This window comes from Ensifer sp. VA4, from assembly GCF_055710065.1.
Window position 1 is genome coordinate 253,448 of sequence record NZ_JBVQPO010000010.1, and the last position, 24,654, is coordinate 278,101.

23 protein-coding genes and 1 pseudogene are annotated in these 24,654 nt (G+C 63.8%); 13 read left to right on the top strand and 11 right to left on the bottom strand.

The annotated features are described in order from the left end of the window. Nucleotides 1–131: 131 nt before the first annotated feature. On the top strand, nucleotides 132–440 hold the full coding sequence (locus AC0C6X_RS19285) for a hypothetical protein (protein WP_173514884.1): 309 nt from the start codon (nucleotides 132–134) through the stop codon (nucleotides 438–440). Further along, entirely contained in the window at nucleotides 437–2,146 is a 1,710-nt protein-coding gene (gene leuA / locus AC0C6X_RS19290) for a 2-isopropylmalate synthase (protein WP_173517422.1), read from the top strand. Before AC0C6X_RS19285 ends, leuA begins: the two co-directional genes overlap by 4 nt. Nucleotides 2,147–2,264: 118 nt before the next feature. Here the strand turns inward: leuA and AC0C6X_RS19295 are convergent, their stop codons facing one another. Further along, on the bottom strand, nucleotides 2,265–3,092 hold the full coding sequence (locus AC0C6X_RS19295; RefSeq protein ID WP_173517421.1) for an anti-sigma factor family protein: 828 nt from the start codon (nucleotides 3,090–3,092) through the stop codon (nucleotides 2,265–2,267). Between the two features lie 3 nt (nucleotides 3,093–3,095). Next, nucleotides 3,096–3,614, bottom strand: coding sequence for an RNA polymerase sigma factor (locus AC0C6X_RS19300; protein WP_472954661.1), 519 nt, complete (start codon nucleotides 3,612–3,614; stop codon nucleotides 3,096–3,098). Between the two features lie 288 nt (nucleotides 3,615–3,902). Between AC0C6X_RS19300 and AC0C6X_RS19305 the strand changes: the two genes are divergently transcribed. After that, a complete protein-coding gene (locus AC0C6X_RS19305; RefSeq protein WP_173517419.1) occupies nucleotides 3,903–4,844 on the top strand; it encodes a DUF3313 domain-containing protein in 942 nt (313 codons plus the stop codon). Nucleotides 4,845–4,945: 101 nt separating this feature from the next. Here AC0C6X_RS19305 and AC0C6X_RS19310 read toward each other — a convergent pair whose 3' ends face one another. Together AC0C6X_RS19310 and AC0C6X_RS19315 are read right to left on the bottom strand one after the other, a co-directional pair. Next, nucleotides 4,946–5,494, bottom strand: a complete 549-nt coding sequence (locus tag AC0C6X_RS19310) for a tetratricopeptide repeat protein (protein ID WP_376741661.1) — start codon at nucleotides 5,492–5,494, stop codon at nucleotides 4,946–4,948. A gap of 236 nt (nucleotides 5,495–5,730) precedes the next feature. Next, nucleotides 5,731–6,633 carry a metallophosphoesterase family protein gene (locus AC0C6X_RS19315; RefSeq protein WP_472954663.1) on the bottom strand — a complete coding sequence of 301 codons (903 nt, stop codon included), beginning with the start codon at nucleotides 6,631–6,633 and terminating at the stop codon, nucleotides 5,731–5,733. A gap of 110 nt (nucleotides 6,634–6,743) precedes the next feature. Between AC0C6X_RS19315 and AC0C6X_RS19320 the strand changes: the two genes are divergently transcribed. Then, a complete protein-coding gene (locus AC0C6X_RS19320; protein ID WP_472954665.1) occupies nucleotides 6,744–7,211 on the top strand; it encodes an NUDIX domain-containing protein in 468 nt (155 codons plus the stop codon). Nucleotides 7,212–7,220: 9 nt separating this feature from the next. Here AC0C6X_RS19320 and AC0C6X_RS19325 read toward each other — a convergent pair whose 3' ends face one another. Then, nucleotides 7,221–8,198, bottom strand: coding sequence for a glutathione S-transferase family protein (locus AC0C6X_RS19325; RefSeq protein WP_173517415.1), 978 nt, complete (start codon nucleotides 8,196–8,198; stop codon nucleotides 7,221–7,223). 258 nt (nucleotides 8,199–8,456) lie between these two features. Between AC0C6X_RS19325 and AC0C6X_RS19330 the strand changes: the two genes are divergently transcribed. Next, a complete protein-coding gene (locus AC0C6X_RS19330) occupies nucleotides 8,457–9,002 on the top strand; it encodes a GNAT family N-acetyltransferase (RefSeq protein ID WP_247958530.1) in 546 nt (181 codons plus the stop codon). Between the two features lie 8 nt (nucleotides 9,003–9,010). Here AC0C6X_RS19330 and AC0C6X_RS19335 read toward each other — a convergent pair whose 3' ends face one another. Genes AC0C6X_RS19335 through AC0C6X_RS19360 form a run of 6 tightly spaced genes read right to left on the bottom strand, consistent with a single transcriptional unit; the run spans nucleotide 9,011 to nucleotide 16,753 of the window. Beyond that, nucleotides 9,011–9,433, bottom strand: a complete 423-nt coding sequence (locus tag AC0C6X_RS19335) for a GNAT family N-acetyltransferase (RefSeq protein ID WP_472954668.1) — start codon at nucleotides 9,431–9,433, stop codon at nucleotides 9,011–9,013. Between the two features lie 10 nt (nucleotides 9,434–9,443). Continuing rightward, a complete protein-coding gene (locus AC0C6X_RS19340) occupies nucleotides 9,444–9,917 on the bottom strand; it encodes a GNAT family N-acetyltransferase (RefSeq protein WP_472954671.1) in 474 nt (157 codons plus the stop codon). Then, nucleotides 9,914–11,983, bottom strand: a complete 2,070-nt coding sequence (locus tag AC0C6X_RS19345; protein ID WP_472954673.1) for a hypothetical protein — start codon at nucleotides 11,981–11,983, stop codon at nucleotides 9,914–9,916. Before AC0C6X_RS19345 ends, AC0C6X_RS19340 begins: the two co-directional genes overlap by 4 nt. A gap of 10 nt (nucleotides 11,984–11,993) precedes the next feature. Beyond that, on the bottom strand, nucleotides 11,994–14,819 hold the full coding sequence (locus AC0C6X_RS19350; RefSeq protein ID WP_472954676.1) for a DUF4159 domain-containing protein: 2,826 nt from the start codon (nucleotides 14,817–14,819) through the stop codon (nucleotides 11,994–11,996). Further along, nucleotides 14,816–15,736: a DUF58 domain-containing protein gene (locus AC0C6X_RS19355; protein ID WP_472954678.1), complete on the bottom strand. Its 921-nt coding sequence runs from the start codon at nucleotides 15,734–15,736 to the stop codon at nucleotides 14,816–14,818. The genes AC0C6X_RS19350 and AC0C6X_RS19355 overlap by 4 nt, the downstream gene beginning before the upstream one ends. Nucleotides 15,737–15,739: 3 nt before the next feature. Further along, nucleotides 15,740–16,753, bottom strand: coding sequence for an AAA family ATPase (locus AC0C6X_RS19360; RefSeq protein WP_472954680.1), 1,014 nt, complete (start codon nucleotides 16,751–16,753; stop codon nucleotides 15,740–15,742). A 273-nt stretch (nucleotides 16,754–17,026) separates the two neighbouring features. Here AC0C6X_RS19360 and AC0C6X_RS19365 point away from each other — a divergent pair, with 273 nt between their 5' ends. The 8 genes and pseudogenes from AC0C6X_RS19365 (at nucleotide 17,027) to AC0C6X_RS19400 (ending at nucleotide 24,585) form a co-directional block, all read left to right on the top strand. After that, entirely contained in the window at nucleotides 17,027–17,650 is a 624-nt protein-coding gene (locus AC0C6X_RS19365) for a DUF1285 domain-containing protein (RefSeq protein ID WP_173517407.1), read from the top strand. Further along, complete coding sequence (locus AC0C6X_RS19370; protein WP_173517406.1) at nucleotides 17,647–18,279, top strand: CoA pyrophosphatase; 633 nt, start codon at nucleotides 17,647–17,649, stop codon at nucleotides 18,277–18,279. The genes AC0C6X_RS19365 and AC0C6X_RS19370 overlap by 4 nt, the downstream gene beginning before the upstream one ends. Continuing rightward, a complete protein-coding gene (locus AC0C6X_RS19375; RefSeq protein ID WP_472954683.1) occupies nucleotides 18,276–19,535 on the top strand; it encodes a CCA tRNA nucleotidyltransferase in 1,260 nt (419 codons plus the stop codon). Before AC0C6X_RS19370 ends, AC0C6X_RS19375 begins: the two co-directional genes overlap by 4 nt. A gap of 132 nt (nucleotides 19,536–19,667) precedes the next feature. After that, nucleotides 19,668–20,425, top strand: a pseudogene (locus AC0C6X_RS19380) (IS5 family transposase). 247 nt (nucleotides 20,426–20,672) lie between these two features. Then, nucleotides 20,673–21,563: a helix-turn-helix domain-containing protein gene (locus tag AC0C6X_RS19385; protein WP_173518869.1), complete on the top strand. Its 891-nt coding sequence runs from the start codon at nucleotides 20,673–20,675 to the stop codon at nucleotides 21,561–21,563. Between the two features lie 135 nt (nucleotides 21,564–21,698). Continuing rightward, a complete protein-coding gene (locus AC0C6X_RS19390) occupies nucleotides 21,699–22,607 on the top strand; it encodes a helix-turn-helix domain-containing protein (protein WP_173518868.1) in 909 nt (302 codons plus the stop codon). Nucleotides 22,608–22,851: 244 nt separating this feature from the next. Continuing rightward, nucleotides 22,852–23,754 (top strand): helix-turn-helix domain-containing protein, encoded by a 903-nt coding sequence (locus AC0C6X_RS19395; RefSeq protein WP_173518867.1) that lies wholly within the window; start codon nucleotides 22,852–22,854, stop codon nucleotides 23,752–23,754. A 180-nt stretch (nucleotides 23,755–23,934) separates the two neighbouring features. Then, complete coding sequence (locus AC0C6X_RS19400) at nucleotides 23,935–24,585, top strand: hydrolase (protein ID WP_173518866.1); 651 nt, start codon at nucleotides 23,935–23,937, stop codon at nucleotides 24,583–24,585. The last annotated feature ends 69 nt before the right edge of the window (nucleotides 24,586–24,654 follow it).

The following is a 24,654-nucleotide window of genomic DNA, read 5'->3' on the forward strand; positions in this document are numbered from 1 at the left end:
GCGGTGCCCTTTTTGTTTTGCTGCGGCCTTCGCGCATTGCGACGCTTGCTCCCGTCCGGCAAGCCGTGTATAGGCTTTGACCATGACCAAGGCAGACGCATATCGGATCGCCTCGATCCCCGCCGGACACGATGACAATCGTGCGCCGTTGCGCGCCTTCGCATCGCTTCTTCTTCTCGGCCTTACTCGCGGTTGCCGGGTTCGCTGAGGAGCGCCCGGCGGCCGAAAAGCCGCGCCGGCAGATGCTCCTCGAATCCATCAAGAGTTTTAGGAAAAAGGCGCGTTCGACGCGATGCTGTAACGCTTTAGGTCTGCTGCATGATTTTGTCCTTAAATCGCTTTCAGATTTAGGGAATTGTGCAGCAGCCATCGCAATCCGATCTCCGATCGGTTATGGCAAGGCGGCCAGGACGCTCAGTGATGAAGAGAAGCTGCAATGATCCAGAAATCGCACCCCGTTAAGATTGGCATGCCGGAAGCGGCGGTGAAGTATCAACCCTATCCGCAGATCGCGCTTGCCGACCGCACATGGCCGTCGAAGACGATCACCAAGGCGCCGATCTGGTGCTCGGTCGACCTGCGCGACGGCAACCAGTCGCTGATCGACCCGATGGGCCACGATCGCAAGGCCCGCATGTTCCAGCTGCTGCTGGACATGGGCTTCAAGGAAATCGAGATCGGCTTCCCCTCGGCGTCGCAGACCGACTTCGACTTCGCCCGCTGGTGCATCGAAGAGGGCAACGTTGCCGAGGACGTGTCGTTGCAGGTGCTGGTGCAGTGCCGACCCGAGCTGATCACCCGTACATTCGAAGCATTGGAAGGCGCCCACAAGCCGATCGTGCACTTCTACAATTCGACCAGCGAACTGCAGCGCCGTGTGGTCTTCGGCAAGGACGTCGCCGGCGTCAAGCAGATCGCCACCGATGCCGCCAAGATGATCACCGACATGGCGGCCAAGGCCGGCGGCGGCTACCGCTTCGAATATTCGCCGGAGAGCTTCACCGGTACCGAGCTCGAAGTGGCGCTGGAGATCTGCAACGCGGTCACCGAAATCGTCAAGCCGACACCCGACAACAAGCTGATCCTGAACCTGCCGTCGACCGTCGAGATGGCGACGCCGAACATCTATGCCGACCAGATCGAGTGGATGTGCCGCAACCTCGACAACCGCGAAAGCCTGATCATCTCGCTGCACCCGCATAACGACCGCGGTACCGGCATCGCAGCCACCGAGCTGGGTCTGATGGCCGGCGCGGACCGCGTCGAAGGCACGCTGTTCGGCAATGGCGAGCGGACCGGCAACGTCGATGTCGTCACGCTGGCGCTGAACATGTTCACGCAAGGCGTCGACCCGCAGCTCGACTGCTCCGATATCGAGCGCATCAAGGAAGTCTACGAGTACTCCAACCAGATGGTCATTCCGGAGCGTCATCCTTATGTCGGCGAACTGGTCTATACGGCCTTCTCCGGCTCGCATCAGGACGCGATCAACAAGGGCATGAAGGCGATCAAGACCGCCAACAAGCCGCTCTGGGAAGTGCCCTACCTGCCGATCGACCCGCGCGACGTCGGCCGGTCCTACGAGGCGATCATCCGCATCAACTCGCAGTCGGGCAAGGGCGGCATCGCCTACATCCTGCAGGAGGATTACGGCATCAACCTGCCACGCAACCTCCAGGTCGAGTTCCGCGAGGACATTCAGCGCATCACCGACGAGGAAGGCAAGGAGCTGCCCTCCAAGCGCATCTACGAACGCTTCATCGAGCGTTATGTCGAGCAGCCGGGCGCGCGCATCAAGTTCGTCGATCACCACACCTACCCGGTGGGCGAACACAAGGGCCTGCGCGTGGTCGCGGCCGAGATCACCGACAATGGCGAGGTCAAGCGCATCGAAGGCAAGGGCACCGGCCCGATCGACGGCTTCATCAATGCGCTGTCGATCTATCTCGGCATCGACCTCTCGGTCGCCGACTATTCCGAGCACTCGCTGCAGCACGGCTCCAACGCGGCGGCAATCGCCTATGTCGAGATGGAGCATCCGGGCGGAAAGCTGTTCGGTGCCGGCATCAACACCAACATCGTCGCCGCCTCGCTCGAAGCGATCGTATCGGCGGCAAACCGGGTCCTGGACATGAAGCGCGGCTGATCGGCGCGTCAGGCGAGCAAGCAATAGGCCGTACCGGCAAGCCGGTACGGCCTTTTCGTGCCATGAATTCGATTGTGACTTACGCCTTGAAAGGACGCCGCTTTTTCCAGAAACGGCTTCAGATCGTCGCAGCGGCCGCCTCGGCGATGTCCTGCATTCCCACATGGGCGGAAGGCCCGACGAGCACGAAGGAGGCGCCGCCCCTCTGCCAGGAGACCATGCCGAGATCGTCGCGGATGCTCTCGTCGAAATTGTCCGACTGCGGGCCGGTGGTGTTCTTGAGGAAGCAGATCGCGAAAATCTCGCCCTCGGCGCTGCGGTAGACGAGCTGTGCCACGGGTTTGCCGTTGGCCACCAGCAGGCGAGCGCCTTCGAAGGTCAGGCCCTTGCCGCCGAGCTGCGGAATCTTGAAGGGAACGCCGACGCTGGACGCAAGCCAGGTCTCGATCTTGGGGGCCTCGGAGGCGGGAACCTCGACGAGATGTTCCTTCTGGCGCGAATAAACGCGGTGATAGTCGGCGATATCATCCAGCCAGCCGCGCGCGGCGGCCACTTGGGCCGGTTCGCCCACATTGTTCGCCGCGCCGATGATGAAGCCGGCCGAACCGCCGAGCAGTACCAGCGCCACCGACGCAGCAAGCACGCGCGGCCAGATACGCACATTTCGGACGCTGGCGGCCGTCGCCGTCACGCGTTCGGTCTTGGGGCTGACACCGGGACCCTGCTTGATTTGTCGTACCAGGGCCAGCGGCACCGGATCGTGCAGAAAATCCTCAAAAGCCGTATCGCCGAACCTGCTGCCGGCCTTCAGCTTTTCGAACAAGGCCTTGGCGTCCTCGTCACGGGCGAGAAGCGCTTCGAGTTCAGTTCGTTCCGCTTCGCCGACCTCGCCGTCGATATAGGCGGACAGGCGAACTTCGAGTGCGTGACCCTTTGTCTGTTGCAACGGTCAGGCCCTCCTTTCGGTATTCTCGGAGATCAGGGCGGCAAGCCTGAGACGCGCGGTCGACAGCCTGCTCATGACGGTGCCGATGGGAATGCCAAGGATGTCGGCCGTCTCGCGATAGCTGTGGCCTTCGACGTTGACCAGCAGGAACACGCTCGCAAGCCCCTCGGGCATCGACAGGATCATTTTCTGCAACTGGTTGGCGTAGACGGCATTTTCGGCCGACGGCGCGATGCTGAGCTCGTCCTGGCCAAGCGCATCGACCGTGCCGCTGCCGGCGCGGACCTTGCGCTTGCGAATCTCGTCGACCCAGAGGTTGCGCGTCATCGCATAGATCCAGCTCTCCAGACGGCCTTCTCCGTTCCAGAGGTGGCTGCGCGTAATCGCGCGCTCGCAGGCTTCCTGAACGAGGTCGTCGGCATCGTTGGCATTGCGCGTCAGCGTCATCGCGAACCGACGCAATTTGGGCAGGAGGCTGACCAAGTCGCGTCTGAAGTCCTTCGTTTCTGCCGCTGGACGCATTGCTCTTCCAAGTGAAACGTGCCGGATCGTGCGTTTATTCGCGGTGCGGGGCACGAGCCGAATTGTATGAAACATTTGCCCCTTAGTCTGCAAGGGAAGTGCCGGAACGGAAAGCAAATTCTGCTGTTTCTTGGCCTCTTTTCCCAAAAAGCTTTTGCTTGCCGGCGGCCGTTAACCAAGGTCCTCGTTACCGTAAACTGCAGCGGCGCCCGGAGATCGCGTCAAAGTTCGGCCCGAATCTGGCCGGACCTCATGGCACAACTGCAGGTCGATGTCGGGGACACGCCAATGAACGCACAGCATCGGAACAGGATGTATTTTGCCAGGTTTGCCGGGAGGCGTCGTGGCGGAGGCTGCCTCCGGGGAGCCGCTGCGGTCATCTGCACGGTTGCCCTGGCTCCGTTGCTTGCGGGGCTCGCTGCCTGCCAGAGCGCTGAAGTCATCGAAACCGGATCGCTATCGTCCTACAAGGATTTCGTCGCCAGCAACGGGATGGTGACCAAGACGAAATATCGGGTCGATGCCGCCGCGACCAAGAACGTAAAGACGGTGCACGTGATCCCGACGACCTTCGCGGCCGATGCCGATCTCGACAAGCTTGGAGATCCCCAGAGGAAGCTGGTGGCGACGGCGATTGACCGCTCGCTCTGCGAAGCATTGAGTGCGCAATTCGACGTCGTGCCGATATCGAAGCCGGCGGATATGGCCGTGCGGTCGGTGATCAGCAAGGTCAAATCGACAAATGCCGTCGTCGCGGGCGTGTCGACCGTCACCTCGGCGGTCGCGCCCGTTCCCGTTCCGCGCATTCCGATCGGTCTCGGAAGCCTCGCGGTCGAGGCGGAGGCTTTCGATACGAGGGGCAAGCAGATCGCCGGGCTGACCTGGGCGCGCGGTGCCAACATCCTCACCAATGGCTCGCGCGCATCGACGGCAGCCGACGCCTTTGAACTCGCCGGAGATTTTTCAGGCGATTTCAGTGCGCTGCTGGAAAAATCGGGCGACCCGATGAAAACCGATTTCGAACTGCCTTCGATGAAGAAGGTCAAGAACAGCGTCGCCTATGCGGTGACCGGCAAGCCGTCCGATCCGGATTGCGCCGTTTTCGGAAAAGGATCCGGTCTCGGCGGCATCGCCGGTGGCGCACTCGGCCTGCCGCCGGAATGGTCGGAGAAGAAGAACGGGAGCGCGCCCATTGCAAGCGGTGGCGGCGGAGGCGCAAAGAAGAGCTAGAAACCAATGCGGGGCGCCTCTCGTGCCCTCGGCTGAACGCAAGGCGGGTCCGTCGCTTGGCAATCGAGGTGGCGCCCAGCGCCACCCCATGCTGCCGTTGGTCAGTATTGGCGAATGCCGCCCAGCGACTGCAGCAGGGCGCGGTATGCCCAGGTGTTTTCGCCGCCGCGATCGCGGATCTCGACGAGTTGCACGCGGGCTTCCTCGACGTGTCCCTGTTCGATCAGCGCCTGGCCCATGTAGGAGCGGGCGAGGATGTAGTTCTCGTCGGCCTGGAGCGCACGTTTGTAGAACTGCATGCCGAGTTCCATGCGGCCGGCCTTGCGGTTGGCATAGCCGAGATAGTTGAGCACGCGGGCGCTCTTCTGGTCCTTGACCGCGCCGAGCACCTTGATGGAATTCTCATACTGGCCGGCATAGGCGAGCTCGCGGGCGGCCTGGAACAGGATATCGTCGCTGAGGTCGCTTTTCTTGGCGTTGACGCAGGCATTCTTCTTTGCGTCCCACACCTTGCCATCCGTGCATTCGCTGGTCGTCTTGGTCTTCTTGGGCGGTTCGCTGGTGTCTTCGCCGGCGGCCATCACGGCCTGCGCCATGAAGCTGGTTGCGCCGGCCACAATCATGGCACCAAGCAGGCTCTTCCGGTACATCATGCCATCTCCCGTTCCTCGCGCATGCCCTCGAAAGTCAGCGCATCGTTTCAAATTGATCGGATGTCCTTGACGCCCCGAAAGGAGGTGAACCACCGTCGGCCGATCCACCCACGAAGATGCCAGAACACAGGGCACGCCACCGGTAAACGGTGCGCGACCGGCGTATGACGCATGAATACGGGAATTTATTCGCCGGGTCATGATATTCTGCGAAGCGGATCCGCCTGACGCCTTCAGAAACGCGTCGTTTCGGCGAGCGTCAGCGTGGTTGCGTCGCTGTTCAGCGCGTAGCGCTCGCGCGTGAGGTGCCAGTTTCCAGGTTCGCCCACGACGGTGAACAGGTTGTAGGCCGCCGGCGGCTTGTGGCCGTCTGGCCCCTGCGAAGCGGAGGCGATGCCGACGACCGGGACGGGAGCCTCTGGCCCTTTGAGCCAATAGACGGTGTTGAGGTGAGTGTGGCCGTGAATGACCAGTTCCGCGCCACCCGACGAAATCGTCGCGGCAAAGCGGCGAATGCCGATCATGCGCTTGTGCATCGAGGTCGCGCCGCGGATCGGCGGGTGATGGATCATGACGATGCGAAAGAGGCCGGCCTCGCCGGCGGTCCTGAGCATGTTGACGGTCGCGCGTGCCTGCCGCTGGCCGAAATAACCGCTTGCAGCAAAAGGGGGCGTCGCGACGGCGGTCGAGCAGCCGATCAGTGCGACGGGCCCTCGCACCCGCATATAGGGAAAGCAATGGTACCGGTCATGCCAATGGGCGGGCGCATCGTCGCCCCGCATATAGGGGTACCAGGCACGGGTGGTCTTCTCGTAAGCACCCGGCACATAGGCGTCGTGGTTGCCGGGCACCACGGAAATGTTCTCCGGCTTGCCTGCATCCTCCAGCCATTCGGTCACGGCCTTGATCTCCAGCGAAGACGCCAGGTTCACGAGGTCCCCGGTGATCGCCAGGTGGTCGGGATCCTTCTTCTCGATATCGGCCAGCAGGGTGTCGAGCGTGCCGGTGAAGAGATGCCGGCTGCGGTTGCGGTGCCAGTTGACGAAACCGGTGATGCGCTTCGACGCGAGTTCCCGCAGCGACAATTCGGGCAGGGGGCCGAGATGGACATCGGATATATGGGCAAGTTTGAACATCGCCCCGTCTAGCGCATATTCCGGTCGAGGGGAATCAGGTCGCCCGATGAATCGCGTGCGGCCGAAAACTGAGAAGGACGAGACGACTGAACGACGAACGGCCACCGGAGATGCGGCGCTGGTATCTCCGGCTCCTGATGCGGCTCGCGCATGGCTATTACGCATTTGCGCGCGGCATGACCATGGGCGTGCGCGCTGCCTGTTTCGATGACGAGGGCCGGGTCTTTCTGGTTCGCCATTCCTATCTGCCGGGCTGGCACCTGCCGGGCGGCGGACTCGATCGCGACGAAGCTTCGATCGACGGGCTGCTGCGGGAGTTGCGCGAAGAGGGGAACCTGGAGGTAACGACGCCGCCGGTTCTGGTCCAGGTCTATTACAACAGGCGCACGAGCCGCCGTGACCATGTCGTCTTCTATCGTTGCAACGGCGTCAGGCAGACTGCGCCGAAGGCGCCGGACCTGGAGATTGCCGCGAGCGGCTTCTTCGCGCTCGACGCGCTGCCGGAAGAGACGACGCCGGCGACACGCCGCCGGCTTGCGGAACTCGCCGGCAGCGCTGCTATCGACCTTTACTGGTAGGCGATCGATCTACGGCCGCTCGCGTCCGTGCGGGGAAGCGAGGTCGAGCACCGGCCCCACCGGCACGACGCCGGTCGGGTTGATGGTCGTGTGGCTGCGGTAGTAGTGCTCCTTGATGTGGCGCATGTCGACCGTCTCGGCCACGCCCGGCACCTGGTAGAGTTCCCGAAGGTAACCCTGAAGGTTCGGATAGTCGGCGATCCGGCGAATGTTGCACTTGAAGTGGCCGACATAGACCGGGTCGAAGCGCACCAGCGTCGTGAACAGGCGCCAGTCGGCCTCGGTGAGGCGGTTGCCGATCAGGTAGCGGTGCGATGCAAGGCGTTCTTCCAGCTTGTCGAGCCGGGCGAAGAGCGCGGTGACGCTCTCTTCATAGGCGGCCTGCGTGGTGGCGAAACCCGCCTTGTAGACGCCGTTGTTGACGTCGTTGTAGACGTCCGTATTCATCGCATCGATCTCGTCGCGCAGTTCTTCCGGGTAGAAGTCGAGGGTCGAGCCGGTGAGTCCATCGAAGGCGGAATTGAACATCCGGATGATTTCGGAGGATTCATTCGAGACGATGGTGTTTTGCTGCTTGTCCCAGAGAACCGGCACGGTCACGCGGCCGGAGTAGTGGGCATCGGCGCGGGTATAGATCTGCCACAGCGCCTTCGATCCGAAGAGATGGTCGCTCGTGCCGATCCCGCCTTCCCTGAACTCCCAGCCCTGGGCGAGCATCAGCGGATCGACGACCGAAACGGAGATGAGGTCCTCGAGCTTCTTCAGCTTGCGGAAGATCAGCGTGCGGTGCGCCCAGGGACAGGCGAGCGAAACATAGAGATGATAGCGACCGGCCTCCGCCTTGAAGCCGGCGTCACCGCTCGGGCCCGCCGATCCGTCTGCCGTCACCCAGTTGCGGAACTGCGAAGCGCTGCGCTTGAAATGGCCGTTCGTTGCCACGGTATCGTACCAGACGTCCTGCCAAACGCCGTCCACCAACCTGCCCATCTTGAAATCTCCTTCGTGATCCTTGCCATCATAGATAGCGCTTCCAGCGGCGTCCGATAGATAGCGAATTGGGAACAGTGCGTTTTAGGCTTTGACAGAGGGCATTTTTCTGATATCGGCGATCTCACGACTTTTTTCGTGTTGGAAGATACCGCACTGATGATGTTCTCGGGAAACCTGCGACGACGCTGATGCTGCCAACGCCCTATTTCGGGCGAAGCCATCCCTATGTCTGTCCGCATGCTGGTTCCCGTTCCCATGAAAAAGCACGATCTCGTCTACCTGACCGAAGACGCGTCTCATGACGCAGCCATCGAAATCATCAACGAAGAAGCCTTCGGCCCCGGCCGGTTCGCCCGGGCGGCCGCACGGATTCGCGAGCAGGGACCGCATGATCGGGCGCTGTCCTTCATCTGCGCCGACAACGGCGAGACGATCGCCTCGGTCAGGATGACGCCGGTCATGGCCGGTTCGGTCAAAGGTCATCTGCTCGGGCCGCTCGCGGTGCGGCCATCGCACAAGAACCAGGGCATCGGCCGGGAACTGGTGCGCATCGCCGTCGAAGCGGCACGGCGGAAGGGGTCGCAGGCGGTGATCCTCGTCGGTGATCCGCCGTATTACCAGCCGCTCGGCTTCGAAAAGGTCCGTTATGGCGCGCTCGAGTTTCCGGGACCGGTCGATCCCGCGCGGGTGCTCGTCGTGCCGATGGCAGACGACGTGCATGCCGGCCTTGCTGGCGTCATCGGCTGGCGGGACGATGCGGTTGTGCCGGCCGTGGCGCTCGATCTGCCGCTTGCGGTCTGACGCTGACGCTATCCGGCGGCGAGCGATTTCTTCAGGAAAACCCGGGTGCGGCCGATGGGGAAGTCAGGCAGTTCACCGAAGGCGTGGTAACCTTGGCGTTCGTAAGCGCGCCGGGCTTGCGGATTGAAGGTATCGATCCAGGCACTGTGGCAGCCGCGGCTTCGAGCCTCGTCCTCCGCGGCCTGGAGCAGCTTGCCGGCGAGGCCTTGGCCGCGCAGATCCTCCGGCAGCCACAGCCACTGCACGAAGAGCCAACCCCAGCCGGTGTAACCGCTCAAGCCACCGCGTTGCCCTTTCGCATCGGGACCGCCGATCAGAACGGCGAGCGGTCGCCGCTCCGACGGGCCGACATCGGCGGCATTGAAGGCCGTCAGGCCATTGCCGATCGTTTCCAGCGCCTCGGGCGAGGGCGCTTCCGTTACCTCGAACATCGCAGACCTCTTATGTGCGGTGCATGCTGAAGACGTCGAGGCGATCCGCGCCTACGTCCTTCTCATCGAGTCGCCAACCGAGGCGCTCGTAGAAGGCCCGCTTGCCGGGAAGGGCGCAGAGATGAACGGCGCCGGCCCCGGTATCGAGCGCCGCACAGGCGGCTTTCAGCACGATATCGCCGCCGATGCCGAGCCCACGGAACGGCGGGTCGACCCAGACGGCCGCCACCCAAGGGGTGAGGTTCGGCCGCTCCTCAAGGTCCGAGGCAATCACCGAGGCGGTGCCGACGAAGCGATCTCCGGCGTGCGCCACCAGGCAAAGGGATTCTGCGCCATCGGCGAGGCTCTCCTCGAGCAGGCCGGTGATATGGCTCAGCGGGAAGCCCCGAGGCTCCCACCAGGAGCGCCAGATACGGTCGGCCACCGTACCGAAGAAATGCGGTGCGTCGCGAAGGTCGCTGACGACAATGGTCCGATCGGTCATCGTCCCTCGCGATACCAGGTGGCGGAGATCAGGAAGAGCAGGGCCGCAAGCCCGAGAAGCCCGGTGAACAGCGGCAGCGAATTGATGCCCTTCAATACGGTTTCGTCGGTCATGCGGATGGAGAGGCGCTGATCGTCTGCCGACCTTATCGAGCCCCTGACCGGCAGCACCGTCGGCAGGTCAAGCGGGCCATCGGCGCTTGCGAGACGCCGCACCAGCCCCTTGGTCTTCTCCGCCCAGGGGCGCAGCTTGTCCTCGGTCGAAATCGCCGCCTTGAACTCCGGCGCATTGGGATCGCCGACATGGGCAAGGGCCGTGAGTTCGCCATTGGTCATCTCGAACAGGCCGGTCTCGGTCGTGGCGAGTTCTGCCGAATAGAGGCCCGGCTGACGCTCGGTCAGCTTCACGTCCTGCTTTTTGCCCGACGGGGAAACGAGAGAAACGGGACCGGGATCGCCATCGATCGTCTGGCGGGTGATTTCCAGCGTCCGGCCCCGGGCGCGTGCCGTCAAGGCTTCTTCCTCGAGCGACGGCTCCTGCATCAGCCAATGGGCGGTGCGGCGATAGAGCGAGACGTGCGGGCCGCCGCCTTCGAAGCCGCGGGCCCAGAGCCAGCCCTGGTCGGAGAGCAGCATGGCGACGCGGCCCTTGCCGACGCGGTTGAGCACGAGCAGCGGCTTGCCGTCGGCCGCTTCCATTACCGTATTGCCCTGCGGCCTGTTGACATCGACCGTGCGGAACCAGCGGCCCCAGTGCGGCGGCTCGCTGTCGGAGCCTTCGAGGCCGCGGGTGACCGGATGTTTCTTCCCTTCCTCCGACAGGCGGGGGAAGAAGGCCTTGTCGTTCATGACGCCCGTGGGCGCGGCCGGAAGCACGGCCGAGAGCGGTGTTGCGGCGATCGAATCGTCGCCGGCATGTTCAGGTCCGGCGGCAATCAGAAGCGCGCCGCCGTTCTCCACATATTGCGCGATGTTGTCGTAGTAGAGGATCGGCAGCAGGCCGCGATGCTGATAGCGGTCGAGGATGATCAGGTCGAACTCGTTGATCTTGTCGACGAACAGCTCGCGCGTCGGGAAGGCGATCAGCGACAGCTCGTTGATTGGCGTGCCGTCCTGCTTTTCCTGCGGACGCAGAATGGTGAAGTGCACCAGATCGACCGCCGCGTCGGATTTCAGCAGGTTGCGCCAGGCGCGCTCACCGGCATGCGGTTCGCCGGAAACAAGCAGCACGCGAAGGTTTTCGCGAATGCCATCGAGCACGTGCACCGCGCGGTTGTTGGCCGTGGTCACTTCGCCGGGAACCGCGTCCACCGCAAATTCAAGCACGTTGTTGCCGCCGCGCGGCACTTTGAAGCTGAAGGGAACGTCGGTGCCCGGCTCGGCCCTTTCCCGGGCGATTTCATTGCCGTTGAGGCGGATACTCACTTCCGCCGTCCCGCCGGGTGCGGCGCCGTCGTCGACGACCCGGAACGAAAGCTTCTGCTCTTCGCCGACGATGCCGAAGCGCGGCGGGTTGATGAGCTCGACGCGCCGGTCGAATTCATCAGGCTTGCCGGTGATCAGGCCGTGAATCGGGGCGTCGAAACCCAGCTTGCGGCCGACGTCGGGCACGTCGTGGATCTGGCCGTCGGTCACGAAGATGGCGCCGCCGATGCGCGCCGGCGGAACGTCGGCGAGCGCGGTCGCAAGGGAGGAGAAGAGATTGGTCGCCGGCGAGACGCTCGCCGGATCGGACTTGGCCTCGACGATGCGGGGCTCGATCAGCGGTATCGCCGCCAGCCGCGCCTTCAGGCCTTCGACCGCGCGATCGGTCTGCGCGGTGCGGTCGCCATTTTGCTGGCTCTGGCTGCGGTCGACGACAACAGCGACGATCGTCGATAGCGGATCACGCAGCTCGACGAAGATGGAAGGGTTGGCGATCGCCAGGGCGAGCGCGGCCAAGGCGAGGGCGCGCAGCCAGACGCCGCGTATCTTTCGCCACAGGCCATAGCCGATGAACAGGGCCGCGACGACCAGAAGCGGCACGAAGAACATCAGCGGAAGCAACGGAGCAAAACCATAGGTCATCGATCGGCCCTCACTGCCCAAGCCTCTGGAGGAGGTCCGGCACATGAACCTGATCGGACTTGTAGTTGCCGGTCAGCATATACATCATGATGTTGACGCCTGCCCGATAGGCATATTCGCGCTGCATTTCGTCCGGCGGAACCGTCGGCAGAAGCGGCGCGCCGTTGGCGTCCACGGCCCAGGCGCCGGCGAAATCGTTGCCGGTGATCATGATCGGCGTGACGCCGTCACCGCCGCGCACCGGTCGGTTGCTCTGTTCCTCGGCGCCGTTGGGCGCGGATTCCACCCACAACTGGCTCTCGGTGTAGCGGCCGGGAAAATTCGAAAGCAGGTAGAAGGCCTTCGTCAGGACGTGGTCGGTGGGCACCGGTTCCAGCGGCGGAATGTCGAGACCGTTCAGCATCTCCTGCAGGCGCTGCACATTGGGGCTGTCGCCCGCCGCCGACGGCGTGAGCGAGGAGAACTGGTCGCGCGTGTCGAAGAGAACGGTCCCGCCGTTGCGCATATAGGCGTCGATCCGGCTCATCACTCGGCTGCTCGGCATCGGCGCCGTGGCGGATACCGGCCAGTAGATGATCGGGTAGAAGGCCAGCTCGTCCTGTTCGAGGTCGACGCCGACAGGCGCGCCCGGTTCGAGAGCCGTGCGATAGGTCAGGTAGTTGCTCAGGCCGACGAGGCCCTGTTCCGACAGTCGGTCGACCTCGGCCTCGCCGGTGATGACATAGGCGAGGTGGGTCGTGTCGAGGCGCTGCAATGTCTGCTCGTCGCTCGGCTGGTTATCCTGCGCCTGCGCGATGGTGGGCGCCAGCCCCGCAAAGCCAAGCGTTGCGAGTCCGAGCGTGGCGAGCACCGCTGCGGTGGCGGCGCCACGGCTTCCGCGGCCGCGCAATCCCGCAAGGCCGCCGGCCATGTAAAGCACGATCAGCGTGTCGATGAGGAAGAGCATCAGCGCCAGCCCGAAGAGATACGGGCGGATAGAGAAGGGGCGCGCGCCTTCCAGCCCCTCCGCGCGTTCGCTGACGAGGTTGCCTCTGATCGGAGCGAGGCTGCCGCCGTCGGGAAGAAGATTGTTGGCAACGAAGCCCTCTTCCGAGCCGTAGAGGCCGGGCGGTGTGTCTGCGGAAACGGTCGGGGCAATGCCGGGGGCGATCTCCAGCGGCCGGGCACTGCCGGTCTCGGCGGTCAGTTCGCCCCGGGCGTTTACCAGGCGATAGGGCGGCAGGGTCTCGGCCTTGCTCGTCTGGTCGCCGGCGATGCCGCCGGCACGGGAAAGCTGGATGGACCGCCGCAGCATGTCGACGAAGGAGCCTGAAATCGGCAGGTTCGACCAGCCCGGGTCTGCGCTCACGTGGAAGAGCACGATGCGGCCGCGTCCGCGTTCGGCTGTCGTGACCAGCGGCGTGCCATCGGCGAGGTTGGCCCAGGTCCGTTCGGCGAGGTCTGGTGTCGGCTGTGCCAGCACCTGGCGTTTGACAAGCACATCGCGCGGATGCTCGAGACCGGCAAAGGGGCTGGAAGACGGGTAGTCGGCAAGCGGCTGCGGCTCTGACCAGGAGAGCGCGCCATCGAGGGAGCGTTCGCCTTGCCTCAGCACGACGGGGACCAGCGGGTCATCGGCAGGCGCACCGGCCAGTCTCGGGCCGGCAAAGCGAACGAGCATGCCGCCGTTCTCCAGCCAGCGCGTCACCAGCGGATAGCTTTCGTCCGGTAGCCGGCCGACGTCGGCCACGACAAGGATCGAGGGATTTTGAGCGAGAAGTTCGGCAATCGCCTTGCCGATCGCTTCCTCTCGCGGCTCGACCAGGTCGGCATGCGGTTCGAGCGCCCGCTTGATGTAGTAGAGCGGCGAGAGCAGCGGCTGCGACTGGTGAACCTCGCCGCTCAGCAACGCCACGCGACGGCGGCGATTGCCGTCGTCGAGCAGGTGGATGCCGCCCGCCGTCGCCTGGCCCTCGATCGTCAGGCGTGCGAAGTCGTTGCGCAGCTCGAAGGGCGCCCTCAGAAGAGCGTTCGCCGTCGTGGCGCCTGCACCGAAGCGGAGTTCGCCTTCGGCAATGGCGGTGCCGCGCGCGTCACGGGCAAAGACGTAATAGGCCCGTGGCTCGCCAAGCGGCAGCCGCGATGCCGTGACCCGCATGCCTTCGTTTTCGTTGGTCGTGGACGTCAGCGCGATGGCGCTTTCCGCATTGCCCTCGATCCGGCGAACGTTGGCCGCGCCGATCTCCGCCACTTGCCGCATCGTCTGGCCGTCCCCGGTCTCGATCCCGTCACTGAGGAAGGCAAGCGTGCCAGGCGGCGAGCTCGAAAGGGCGGCTTTCATGACAGCGAGCGCGGGGTCGCGCATGGCCGGCAGCGGTTGCGGCTGCGCCGCGGCGAGACGATCGCGCGCAGTGGTGGCCGAGGCCGGAGTCGCGTCGTGCTGCCGGTCGGTCGTGAAGACGATCGAAACCGGCAGATCCTTCGCTTCCGCATCGTCGATGAGCGCATTGGCGGTCTCGACCCGCCGATCCCAATCGGAGACCGTCGCCCAGCTGTTGTCGATGACGAGCGCGAGCGGGCCAGCGGAGGAAAGCGTGTTCTGTCGCGGGTTGAACACCGGGTCGGCGATCGCCAGGATCACCGCGGCGGCCATCAGCATGCGCAGCAGCGTCAGCCACCAGGGGCTTTGCGCCGGGGTTTCCTCGCGCTTCATCACGGAGGCCAGGATGCGCAGCGGCGGGAAGACTTCGGCCGCGGGCCTTGGCGGCGTCATGCGCAGCAGCCACCATATGACGGGTAGGGCGACCAGGGCGGCGAGGATGGCGGGGTTGGTGAACAGGAAGGGCAAGCCGCTCATAGCTGGCCCCCATGTGTCGCGCGTCCCGGCATGCCGGAGAGGTAGGTGTGCACGGCGACGAGCGCCTCCGATGCGGGCCGGTCGGTTCTGTGCGGGATGAAGGTCCAGCCGAGATGGCGGAGCGTCGCGCCCAGGCCGTCGCGGCGGCTGACATAGGCGCGCTGATAATCCTCGCGTAGCGCTTCGGCACGGCCAGCCGTCAGTTTCTCGCCGGTCTCCGGGTCGGTGAATTCGGTGCGGCCGCTATAGGGGAATACCTCTTCGGCCGGGTCGGCGATCTCGACCACATGGCCGCGCAGCCCGCGCCGTGCCAGCGGGCCGAGGCGATCCATGATCTTTTCCGCCGGATCGAGAAAATCGCCGATCAGCACGAGATCGCTGGCATTGCGGATCATCCCGGTATCGGGGAGGCCTTCGGCCAGCGGGCTCAGCATGATCGCGGTCGCCAGCCGTTCGGCGGCGTTGCGCGCCGAGATCGGTTCCATGATGCCGGGGCAACCGATGCGTTCGCCGGAGCGCGCGAGGATTTCCGCGAGCGCCAGCATCAGCACGAGCGCGCGGCTTTCCTTGGAGACGGCGCCGAGATTCGACTTGTACATCATCGACGGGGAAAGATCCGCCCACAGCCATATGGTATGCGCGGCTTCCCATTCGCGGTCGCGGACATAGGTGTGGTCGTCGCGGGCCGAGCGGCGCCAGTCGATACGCGCCATGCTCTCGCCGTCGCTATAAGGCCGGAACTGCCAGAAGTTCTCGCCGATGCCGCGCTTGCGCCGGCCATGCCAGCCGGAAATCACCGTATTGGCGATCCGCCGCGCTTCGACCAGGCAATCGGGAACGAGCATGGCGCGCTGTTGGGCGCGCGAAAGCACTTCACCAGCGGGAGTACGCGAGACTATATGCCCGACGGTGGCCATGCCTCAGCCCCTGGCCTGTTTCACCAGGTCGGCGATGACGGCGCGCACGGTCATGCCTTCGGCGCGGGCGGCGAAGGTCAGCGCCATGCGGTGCTGAAGCACGGGTTCGGCGAGCGCCAGGATGTCGTCGATCGACGGCGCCAGGCGGCCGTCATAGAGCGCGCGAGCGCGGGCGCACAGCATCAGCGCCTGGCCGGCGCGCGGGCCGGGGCCCCAGGCGACGTTCTTGTCGGTCGCGGCGTTGCCGTTGCCCGGACGGGCAGAGCGCACCAGCGACAGGATCGCATCGACCACCTTTTCGCCGACCGGCATCTGGCGGATGAGGCCCTGGATCTGCTGAAGCCGCGCGGCGTCGATGACCGGGTGGGCGGCCGCTTCGCCGACGCCGGTGGTCTCGAGCAGGATCTGCCGCTCGGCGGAAAGCTCCGGATAGCCGACGTCCACCTGCATCAGGAAGCGGTCGAGCTGCGCCTCGGGCAGGGGATAGGTACCTTCCTGCTCCAGGGGGTTCTGGGTGGCGAGCACGTGGAAGGGCTGGGGCAGGTCCTTGCGCGCGCCTGCAACGGTGATGTGGTACTCCTGCATTGCCTGCAGCAGTGCCGATTGCGTCCGCGGCGAGGCGCGGTTGATCTCGTCGGCCATCAGCAACTGCGTGAAGATCGGGCCGGGAATGAAGCGGAACGAGCGATGGCCGGCCGCATCCTGGTCCATCACTTCGGAGCCGAGGATGTCGGAAGGCATCAGGTCGGGCGTGAACTGCACGCGGCTGGAATCAAGGCCGAGCACCGTGCCGAGCGTGGCGACGAGCTTCGTCTTGGCAAGACCGGGAACGCCGACGAGCAGGGCATGGCCGCCGGAGAGAACGGCGAGCAGGGTCTGCTCGACGACGCTTTCCTGGCCGAAGATGACCTTGCCGACTTCCGCACGCACCCGGGCGATTTCTCCGAGTGCGCTTTCGGCTGCGGCGACAATCGCCTTCTCGTCGATCGCGTCGGCCGCGCCTTTCATCACAGTCATGGTCGTACTCCCCGGTCGCCCGTTGTTAAACCGAATCGCCTACAGCGCCGCGCGTCTTTATAAGACGCGCAAAGGTCGCTGTAACATTTTGAGCTGCTGCATAATTTTGTCCTTAAATCGATTCCGATTTACGGAATTATGCAGCAGCCGGGATTTCAGTTGCCAAATTCCAATTTAGACCCTGCCGGACGGCTGACAAGTCGGCGCCGACGCACTATCTCGTGAGATATCAAAGGTCTCGATGCAAAAATCGGGGTCAAACGGGACGGAACAATGGCAGAAGCCGAAATTCAGCAAACCGGCGATGCCGCCGGACTGGCGGCACTGATTGCGCGTGCCGCCGGGCAGACCGGCGAAAAGGCGCGCGGCCTGCCGCCGGTGGATCGTTGGAATCCGCCGTTCTGCGGCGACATCGACATGGAGATTCGCGCCGACGGCACCTGGTTCTATCTGGGCACGCCGATCGGCCGGCAGCCCCTGGTCAGACTGTTCTCCACCGTTCTGCGCAAGGACGAGGACGGGCGCACCTATCTCGTGACACCTGTGGAAAAGGTCGGCATCCGCATCGTCGATGCCCCCTTCGTCGCTGTCGAGATGAGCGTCACGCATGGAGAGGCGGGCCAAGTTCTGACCTTCCGCACCAATGTCGGCGACGTGGTCGAAGCCGGGCCGGAGCATCCGCTGCGCTTCGTCATCCACGGCGAGAACCGGGAGTTGAAGCCATATCTGCATGTGCGCGGGCGCCTGGAGGCGCTGGTCTCCCGGCCGGTGATGTATGACATCGTCGAACTCGGCGAGACGCTTGAAGTCGACGGCGCCGAGATGTTCTGCGTGCGCTCCGCCGGCGCCGTCTTCCCGATCATGCCGGCGGCCGAGCTGGAAGCGCTTTCCCGATGAACCGGCGTCTCTTCTCCGCTGACGAGTTCCGTCGACGCGCGCTGACCCAGATGGGCGGGCCGGTGGAAACCGCCTGGCGCGACCATGGCGACTTCCTGCTCAATCCCGGCATGGTGCCTTATCTGGAGACGCTGCATCTGAAGGACGCCGCCGTCCTCGTGCCGGTTGTCGACGATGGCGACGATGCGAGCGTCATCCTGACCCAGCGTACCACCAGCCTTCGCAAGCATTCCGGCCAGGTGGCTTTCCCCGGCGGCGCTGTCGATCCCGAGGACCGGTCCGTCGAGGTGGCGGCGCTGCGCGAAGCGCAGGAGGAGATCGGTCTCGATCCGCGCTTCGTCGAAACCATCGGCCGGCTGCCGCATTACATGGCCATGTCCGGCTTTCGCATTACCCCGGTGTTGGCGGTGGTGAAACCCGGCTTCGAACTGACAGCCAATCCGGACGAAGTCGAAAGCGTCTTCGAGGTGCCGCTGTCCTTCCTGATGAACCCGAGCAATCACGCCCGCGGGCGCGGGCATTGGCAGGGCGAGGAACGGCATTTCTATCGAATGCCCTATGGCGACTACAACATCTGGGGTATTACCGCCGGCATTCTCCGCATGCTCTATGAAAGGCTTTACGCATGACTTCCGTTGCCGGCGAAGGCTGGTTCTCATCGCCCTCTCTCCGCCGCGTCTTCGAGGTCCTGAACGTCGAGGGCGGCGAGGTCCGGGTCGTCGGCGGCGCCGTGCGCAACAGTCTGATGGGCCTGCCGGCCGGCGACATCGATATGGCGACCACCTGGAGTCCGGAAGACGTGTCCGAGCGGGCGAAGGCGGCAGGCATAAAGGTGGTGCCGACCGGCATCGATCATGGCACGGTGACGCTCGTCATCGATGGAACGCCCTTTGAAGTCACGACGCTCCGCCGCGACGTTGCGACCGATGGGCGCCGCGCGGAAGTCGCCTTCGGCACCGACTGGAAGGCGGACGCAGAGCGGCGGGATTTCACCATCAACGCACTCTATGCGAACGATCGCGGCGAGGTGTTCGATGACGTCGGTGGGCTGGCGGATATCAAGACGGGCACGGTACGTTTCATCGGCGATGCTTCCGAGCGGGTCGCCGAGGATTATCTGCGCATCCTGCGATTCTTCCGGTTCTTCGCCCATTACGGCAGCGGCCGGCCGGATGCCGATGGCTTGCGCGCCTGCGCGAGGGCGCATTCGAAGCTTGCAACGCTTTCGGCCGAACGGGTCTGGGCCGAAACGAAGAAATTGCTTTCCGCCGCCGATCCCGGCCGCGCGCTGCTCTGGATGCGCCAGGCCGGCGTGCTGACCGAGATTCTGCCGGAAACGGAGAAATGGGGCATCGACGCGATCCCGGACATCGTTGCCGCCGAGCGGGCCTTTGGCTGGACACCGAGCCCGCTCCTGCGCCTGGCCGCAATCGTGCCGCCGGACGAGGAGCGGCTGGAGGCGATGGCGGAGCGTCTGCGTCTGTCGAAGATCGAGGCCGCCTATTTCGGCCGCTGGGCCAAGGCGCCGGCGGTCCCGGCGACGACCTCCGATACGGCCCTCGACCGGCTGCTCTATCGTCATGGCGCCGAGGGGATTGTCGTAAGACTGCGGCTGGCGTTGGCAACCGCGCGGCGCAAGTCGGAAGGCGACCCGGCGCTGTTGTCCGAAACCGCGGCGCTGCGCCGGCTGCTGGCGCGTGCCGAAGCCTGGAAGCGGCCGAGCTTTCCTTTGAATGGCGGTGACGTGCTGAAGGCCGGCGTGCCGGCCGGCCCAAAAGTGGGGGAAATCCTCGGCGAACTCGAAAACCTCTGGATCGAGCGCAACTTCACTCTCGACCGGGCAAACCTCGTCGCCCGGCTCGAAGCCATGGTGCGGCTAGACTGATCTGACTGGCTTACGCCGCCTTGAGGACGGTTTGCCCCGCCTAGAGGACGGCTAGGTCCAATCGACATTCAGGATTCCCAAATCAGTTGATCGCTGATTCATAGGAGACCGTGTTGAACGAGGGTCTTTTGCATGGCGGCGAAGCGGTATGAACTGAGCGATGCTCAGTGGGTCAGGATTGCATCTTTGTTGCCTGGTAAGGCTGGTGATCCCGGGCGCACCGGCTCGGACAACCGCTTGTTTATCAATGGCTGTCTTTGGGTGCTGCGTTCCGGCGCCCATTGGCGCGATCTGCCGGAGCGTTATGGCAAATGGAAGACGGTGCATAAGCGCTTTAGCCGCTGGTGTCATGCCGGCATATGGGAGCGGGTGTTCGAGACGCTGACGGCTGACCGTGACAACCAGTATCTAATGATCGACAGCACCATCGTTCGTGCCCATCAGCAGGCGGCATCCGGAAAAGGGGGGGCAAGGATCAGGCGCTGGGGCGTTCCCGAGGCGGACTGACCACCAAGATCCACATGTTGGCCGACACGCTTGGTCGGCCGCTACGTTTCATTGTGACGGCTGGCCAAGTTGGCGACATCACGCAAGCGCCGGCTCTTCTGGATGGCCAGAGCGGCGATGCCGTTCTGGCTGACAAAGCCTATGACAGCCATGCCTTGCGTGAGACGATCGCCGACATGGGAGCCGTGGCGGTAATCCCGTCAAACCGCTCGCGCAAGGTCATCATCCCCCACGACGAACTCGTCTACAAACATCGCAACCGCATCGAGCGATGCTTCAATCGGATGAAGCACTTTCGTCGCTTCGCCACGCGCTACGACCGTAGAACCATTCACTTCCAAGGCTTCCTCTATCTCGTCGCCGCAATGAGTTGGCTCCAGTGAATGTCGATTCGCCCTAGCCCGATCGGTTCATGTCGAACGGATTTTCCCTCAAAACGGAGTCGTTTGGGGCTAAATGTGAGCAAAGGATACAAGAAATTGGCGGCAGGCCCCCGCATCTTTTCCCTGACATGGACGGCAATCGCGAGATGATCCCCTGTGCGTTCGCCATCGGGTCGATCAAGCATTGGGGCCGGTTCCACGCGAGGAATGAACTCCATCGCCAGGAGGCGAGGGTGGACGGCAGGTTATGACAGATCCGAATGGCATTGGAGCGCATTTCGGCGAGCCGAAGGCGCGGTCGCTCATGGTTCGGCCCGTCCGCGACGCTCGGTTTTCGGTCACGCGTCTCAAGTGCCGGCTCAATGGAGCATTGAGCCGTGTCGTCTCCCTTCCCGCGGACGACGCCTATTTCCTGATGTTCTATTTCAAGGACGTCATGCATTGCGACGTGGTTGCGGGCGCAAGCGACAGTGAAATTCGCCGTTACCGGCAAGGATCGATCTGTCTCGTCGATCTCGTTCAGGGCGCCAGCATCCGACTTGTCAGCGATCTCGATTCAGTCGCCTTTCATCTGCCGCGGGCCTTGTTGCGCGAAGTCTCGGAGTTCTCGCACGCTCCCGCCGCCACTGGTCTGCGGTGCCGCCGCGGCGAGATCGACGACGTCATGCACAATCTTGCCTTGGCCCTGCTGCCGCTGCTTGCGGAGAGTGAGAACGAACCTGGTCCGGTGCTGCGGCATATTGCCGTCGCCATTTGCGCACATCTCCTGCACTCCTATCCGGATCGCGCCACTCTATCCGGCGGCCCGGATCTGTCCGTATGGCAGGAGAAGGCGGCCAAGGATTTCATGATCGACCATTGGGCCAAGGACTTTTCGATGGCGGCGGCGGCGGCGGCCGCGAACCTGTCGCAGGGCGACTTTGCCGCAGCCTTCGTGGCCGTGACCGGACAAACGCCGGAAGAGTGGTTGATACGCTACAGGATCGGTCGAGCGAAACGCTACCTGATCGAGGAGGGCTGGTCGTGCGCCAAAGTCGCTGCCAGTTGCGGCTATGCCGACGAGACGCGTTTCATCGAAGCCTTTCGCGAGGTGACAGGGGTTACGCCCGCTGCCTGGCGTGCGCGCTGGCTGCAGTGAGGGGACACGACGTTGACCCATGAAGCTCTGAGAAGCGCCGCGGGAATTGCCGCTGTCATGTGGTGGCCAACCGGTGTAGCATCTGCCCGGCCGCTGAAGCGGACGGCCGAGCTGGAAATCGGGAGAGCGTGACCGATGGCCTTGCATGAGGGATTGAGCGCCGGCGATCGCACGTCGCGCCCCACTGTCAAAAAGATCAGCGCGGGCGAGATCACCGTGACGAGAACCTTCTCGGATCGTTTCGATCTGGAGCTCGGGCCGATGATCCCCGTCGCCGACGCCTTCAACGTCATCGTCCAGATGCGCGATTTCGAGGCGCATCGGCTGTGGCGCCGTGGCGAGCTCGTCTACGAAGGCGGGCACTCAAAGGCATCGCTCGCGATCACCGACCTTCGGGATCAATGGCAGTGCCATCACCTGTCTCCCTTCGACAATGTCCGCTTCCACATCCCCTTTTCCTGCATGCGGACCTTCACCGAAAGGGCGGGGCGCGGCGAGTATGTGTCGCTCTCGCCGGTGCAGGGACGGGTCGATCCGGTGATGTTCGGCCTTGCCCAGGCACTGCTGCCTTCGCTCGACGAGCCGGACCGGGCCAATCTGCTTTTCGTCGAACAGATCAACCTCGCGGCACTGGCTCATCTCAGCCAGACCTATGGCGGCTTGCATTTCCCTGTCGACAAGAAAGGCACGCTGGCGCCCTGGCAGGAGAGGCAGGCAACGGAGTTTCTGGTCGCACACTTCAACAAGGCGTTTTCAATCGGCGATCTCGCGGCTCAGTGCGAGCTCTCGCGCAGCTATTTCAACAAGGCTTTCAAGGAGAGCTTCGGGCGCACGCCTTCCAGGTGGCTGACCGAGTACCGGATTGCACGGGTCAAGGAGTGTCTGCTTCAGGACATCCCTCTTGCCGAAATCGCGATCCACTGCGGTTTTGCCGACCAGAGCCACATGACCCGGGTTTTCACCAGCCAGACGGGAGAAACACCGGCGCGTTTCAGGAAAAAGAACCGGGCCGTCAGCGTGGCGGTCGATCGATCTCAGCTATAGCGCGGAAAGAGGGCGCGCCCTCATACGGATCATTCAAAATACATGAAAAGCGTGCAAGAATGCCGCCGCGGTCGGGGCAATCATACGCCGCTCCTGCAGACGATCTGGTGAATATGAGAATGAATTGCGTGCACGCGTTTCAAGCGCGCCGCGATCCGCGCGTCAGTATGGTTCCGCGCTTTTCGTTTTCATCAGCGCTGCAGGAGGTTTTGGCAGGTGGTCGCGACAAACAGGAGCGAAGACGATGACGAATGCCTCCGCTGCCTCGGCCGGAACGCGGCCGCGCGACAGCCTCGGATGCTCGCTGGACCAACTCGACGACGACAGGACGATCGAAGGCCGCGACATGGTCTTTTATCGCAAGCGATCGCTTGCAGGGCCGCCGGGCCGGGTCACGACGCCCGGCAATGGACGGGGATATCTGATTGGCCTGTCGCTTTCAGGCGGCCATAGCCGTCGGGTCTTCGGGGAGCATCATTCGGCGATCCAGGAATTCGGCCAGAACTCGATTTACGTCAGGAACTTCGCCGACGATTACAAGGCGGATCTGAAAGGGTCCTTTGACTTTACCCTGCTTGAAATCGGCTACGGTGCGCTGCAGCGCATTGCGGATGCGGCAGATCTTACCGGTGTCAGCGAGCTCAGATCCATTTCCGGCTCTCCCGATCCCGTTCTCGGCGGCATGCTCGGCGCCTTGTTTGCATCGGTGGACGGCCACACGGATCGAAGCGCCCTGTTCGTCGACCAGCTCTCGGTCGCAATCGGCGTGCATATGGTGCGACAGTACGGCAACGGCCGCGGCGATAGCTTGGCGGGGGGGCGTAGGCTCTCGCAGCGCTGCCAGGCAAAGATCCGCGAACTCGTGCAGGCCCGTCTTGACGGCGGGCTCACCGTGGAGGAGTTGGCCTCGACCTGCAATCTGTCGCAGGCCGCTTTTCTTCGCGCCTTTCGGGAGACCATGGGAAGCACGCCGTATCGCTGGCTGCTGCAGCAAAGGATCGAAAAGGCCAAGGACCTGCTGCAGTTCTCCTCCACACCGCTGAGCGAGATCGCGTCCACCTGCGGCTTTTCGGATCAGAGCCATTTTACCCGTGCCTTCGTGCAGGCGGTCGGGACGACACCGCGTCTGTGGCGCCGCAGCCAGTAATCTTTCGGGCTACCAAAAGTATAGTTGTGCGGTGAAGCGGCTCGGACCAGATTGTCGGCCGCTGGCATGGCGAGCGAAACTTTCAAAAATCCATCTTTGGCGACAAGAACGGGACCGCCGTCGACGGCATAATTGAGCCTCTCCGATCGGAGTGAGTTTCAACAGAAAGAGGCCACGACCATGTCCGCGACAGCGACCCCCGGCAAACTCCTCGTCTCGCCCAGGGATCACACCCTGATCATGATCGACTTCCAGTCGCAGATGTCCTTTGCGACCAAGTCGATCGACGCGGTTCTCCTGCGCAACAATGCGGCGCTGGTCGCCCATGCGGCCGCGGGATTCGGCGTTTCGACCATTCTCACCACCGTTGCCGAGAAGACCTTCTCCGGTCCGATGTTCTCCGAGATCACCGATGCCTTCCCGGGCCAGAAGCTCTTGGACCGCACTTCGATGAACACCTGGGAAGACGCGGCCGTGATCGAAGAGGTCAACCGCATCGGCAAGAAGCGCCTCGTCATGTGCGGGCTCTGGACGTCCGTCTGCATCGTCGGTCCGACGCTGTCGGCGCTCGACCAGGGTTTTGAGGTTTATGTCATTGCCGACGCCTGCGGCGACGTCTCCGACGAGGCGCATGAGCGCGCGATGGACCGCATGGTGCAGGCCGGCGTGCGGCCGATGACTTCGCTGCAATACATGCTCGAGCTTCAGCGCGACTGGGCACGCATCGAGACCTACGACATGACCACCGGCATCGCCAAGAAGTTCGGCGGCGCCTATGGCCTCGGCATCATCTACGCCAAGTCGATGTTCGGCGCTTCCGAAGGGCACTGACGGGACGCTCTGATCAAAGTGGGCGCCGCGCGTTTCTCTGAACGCGCGGCGCCCTGGGTGAACGCTCTG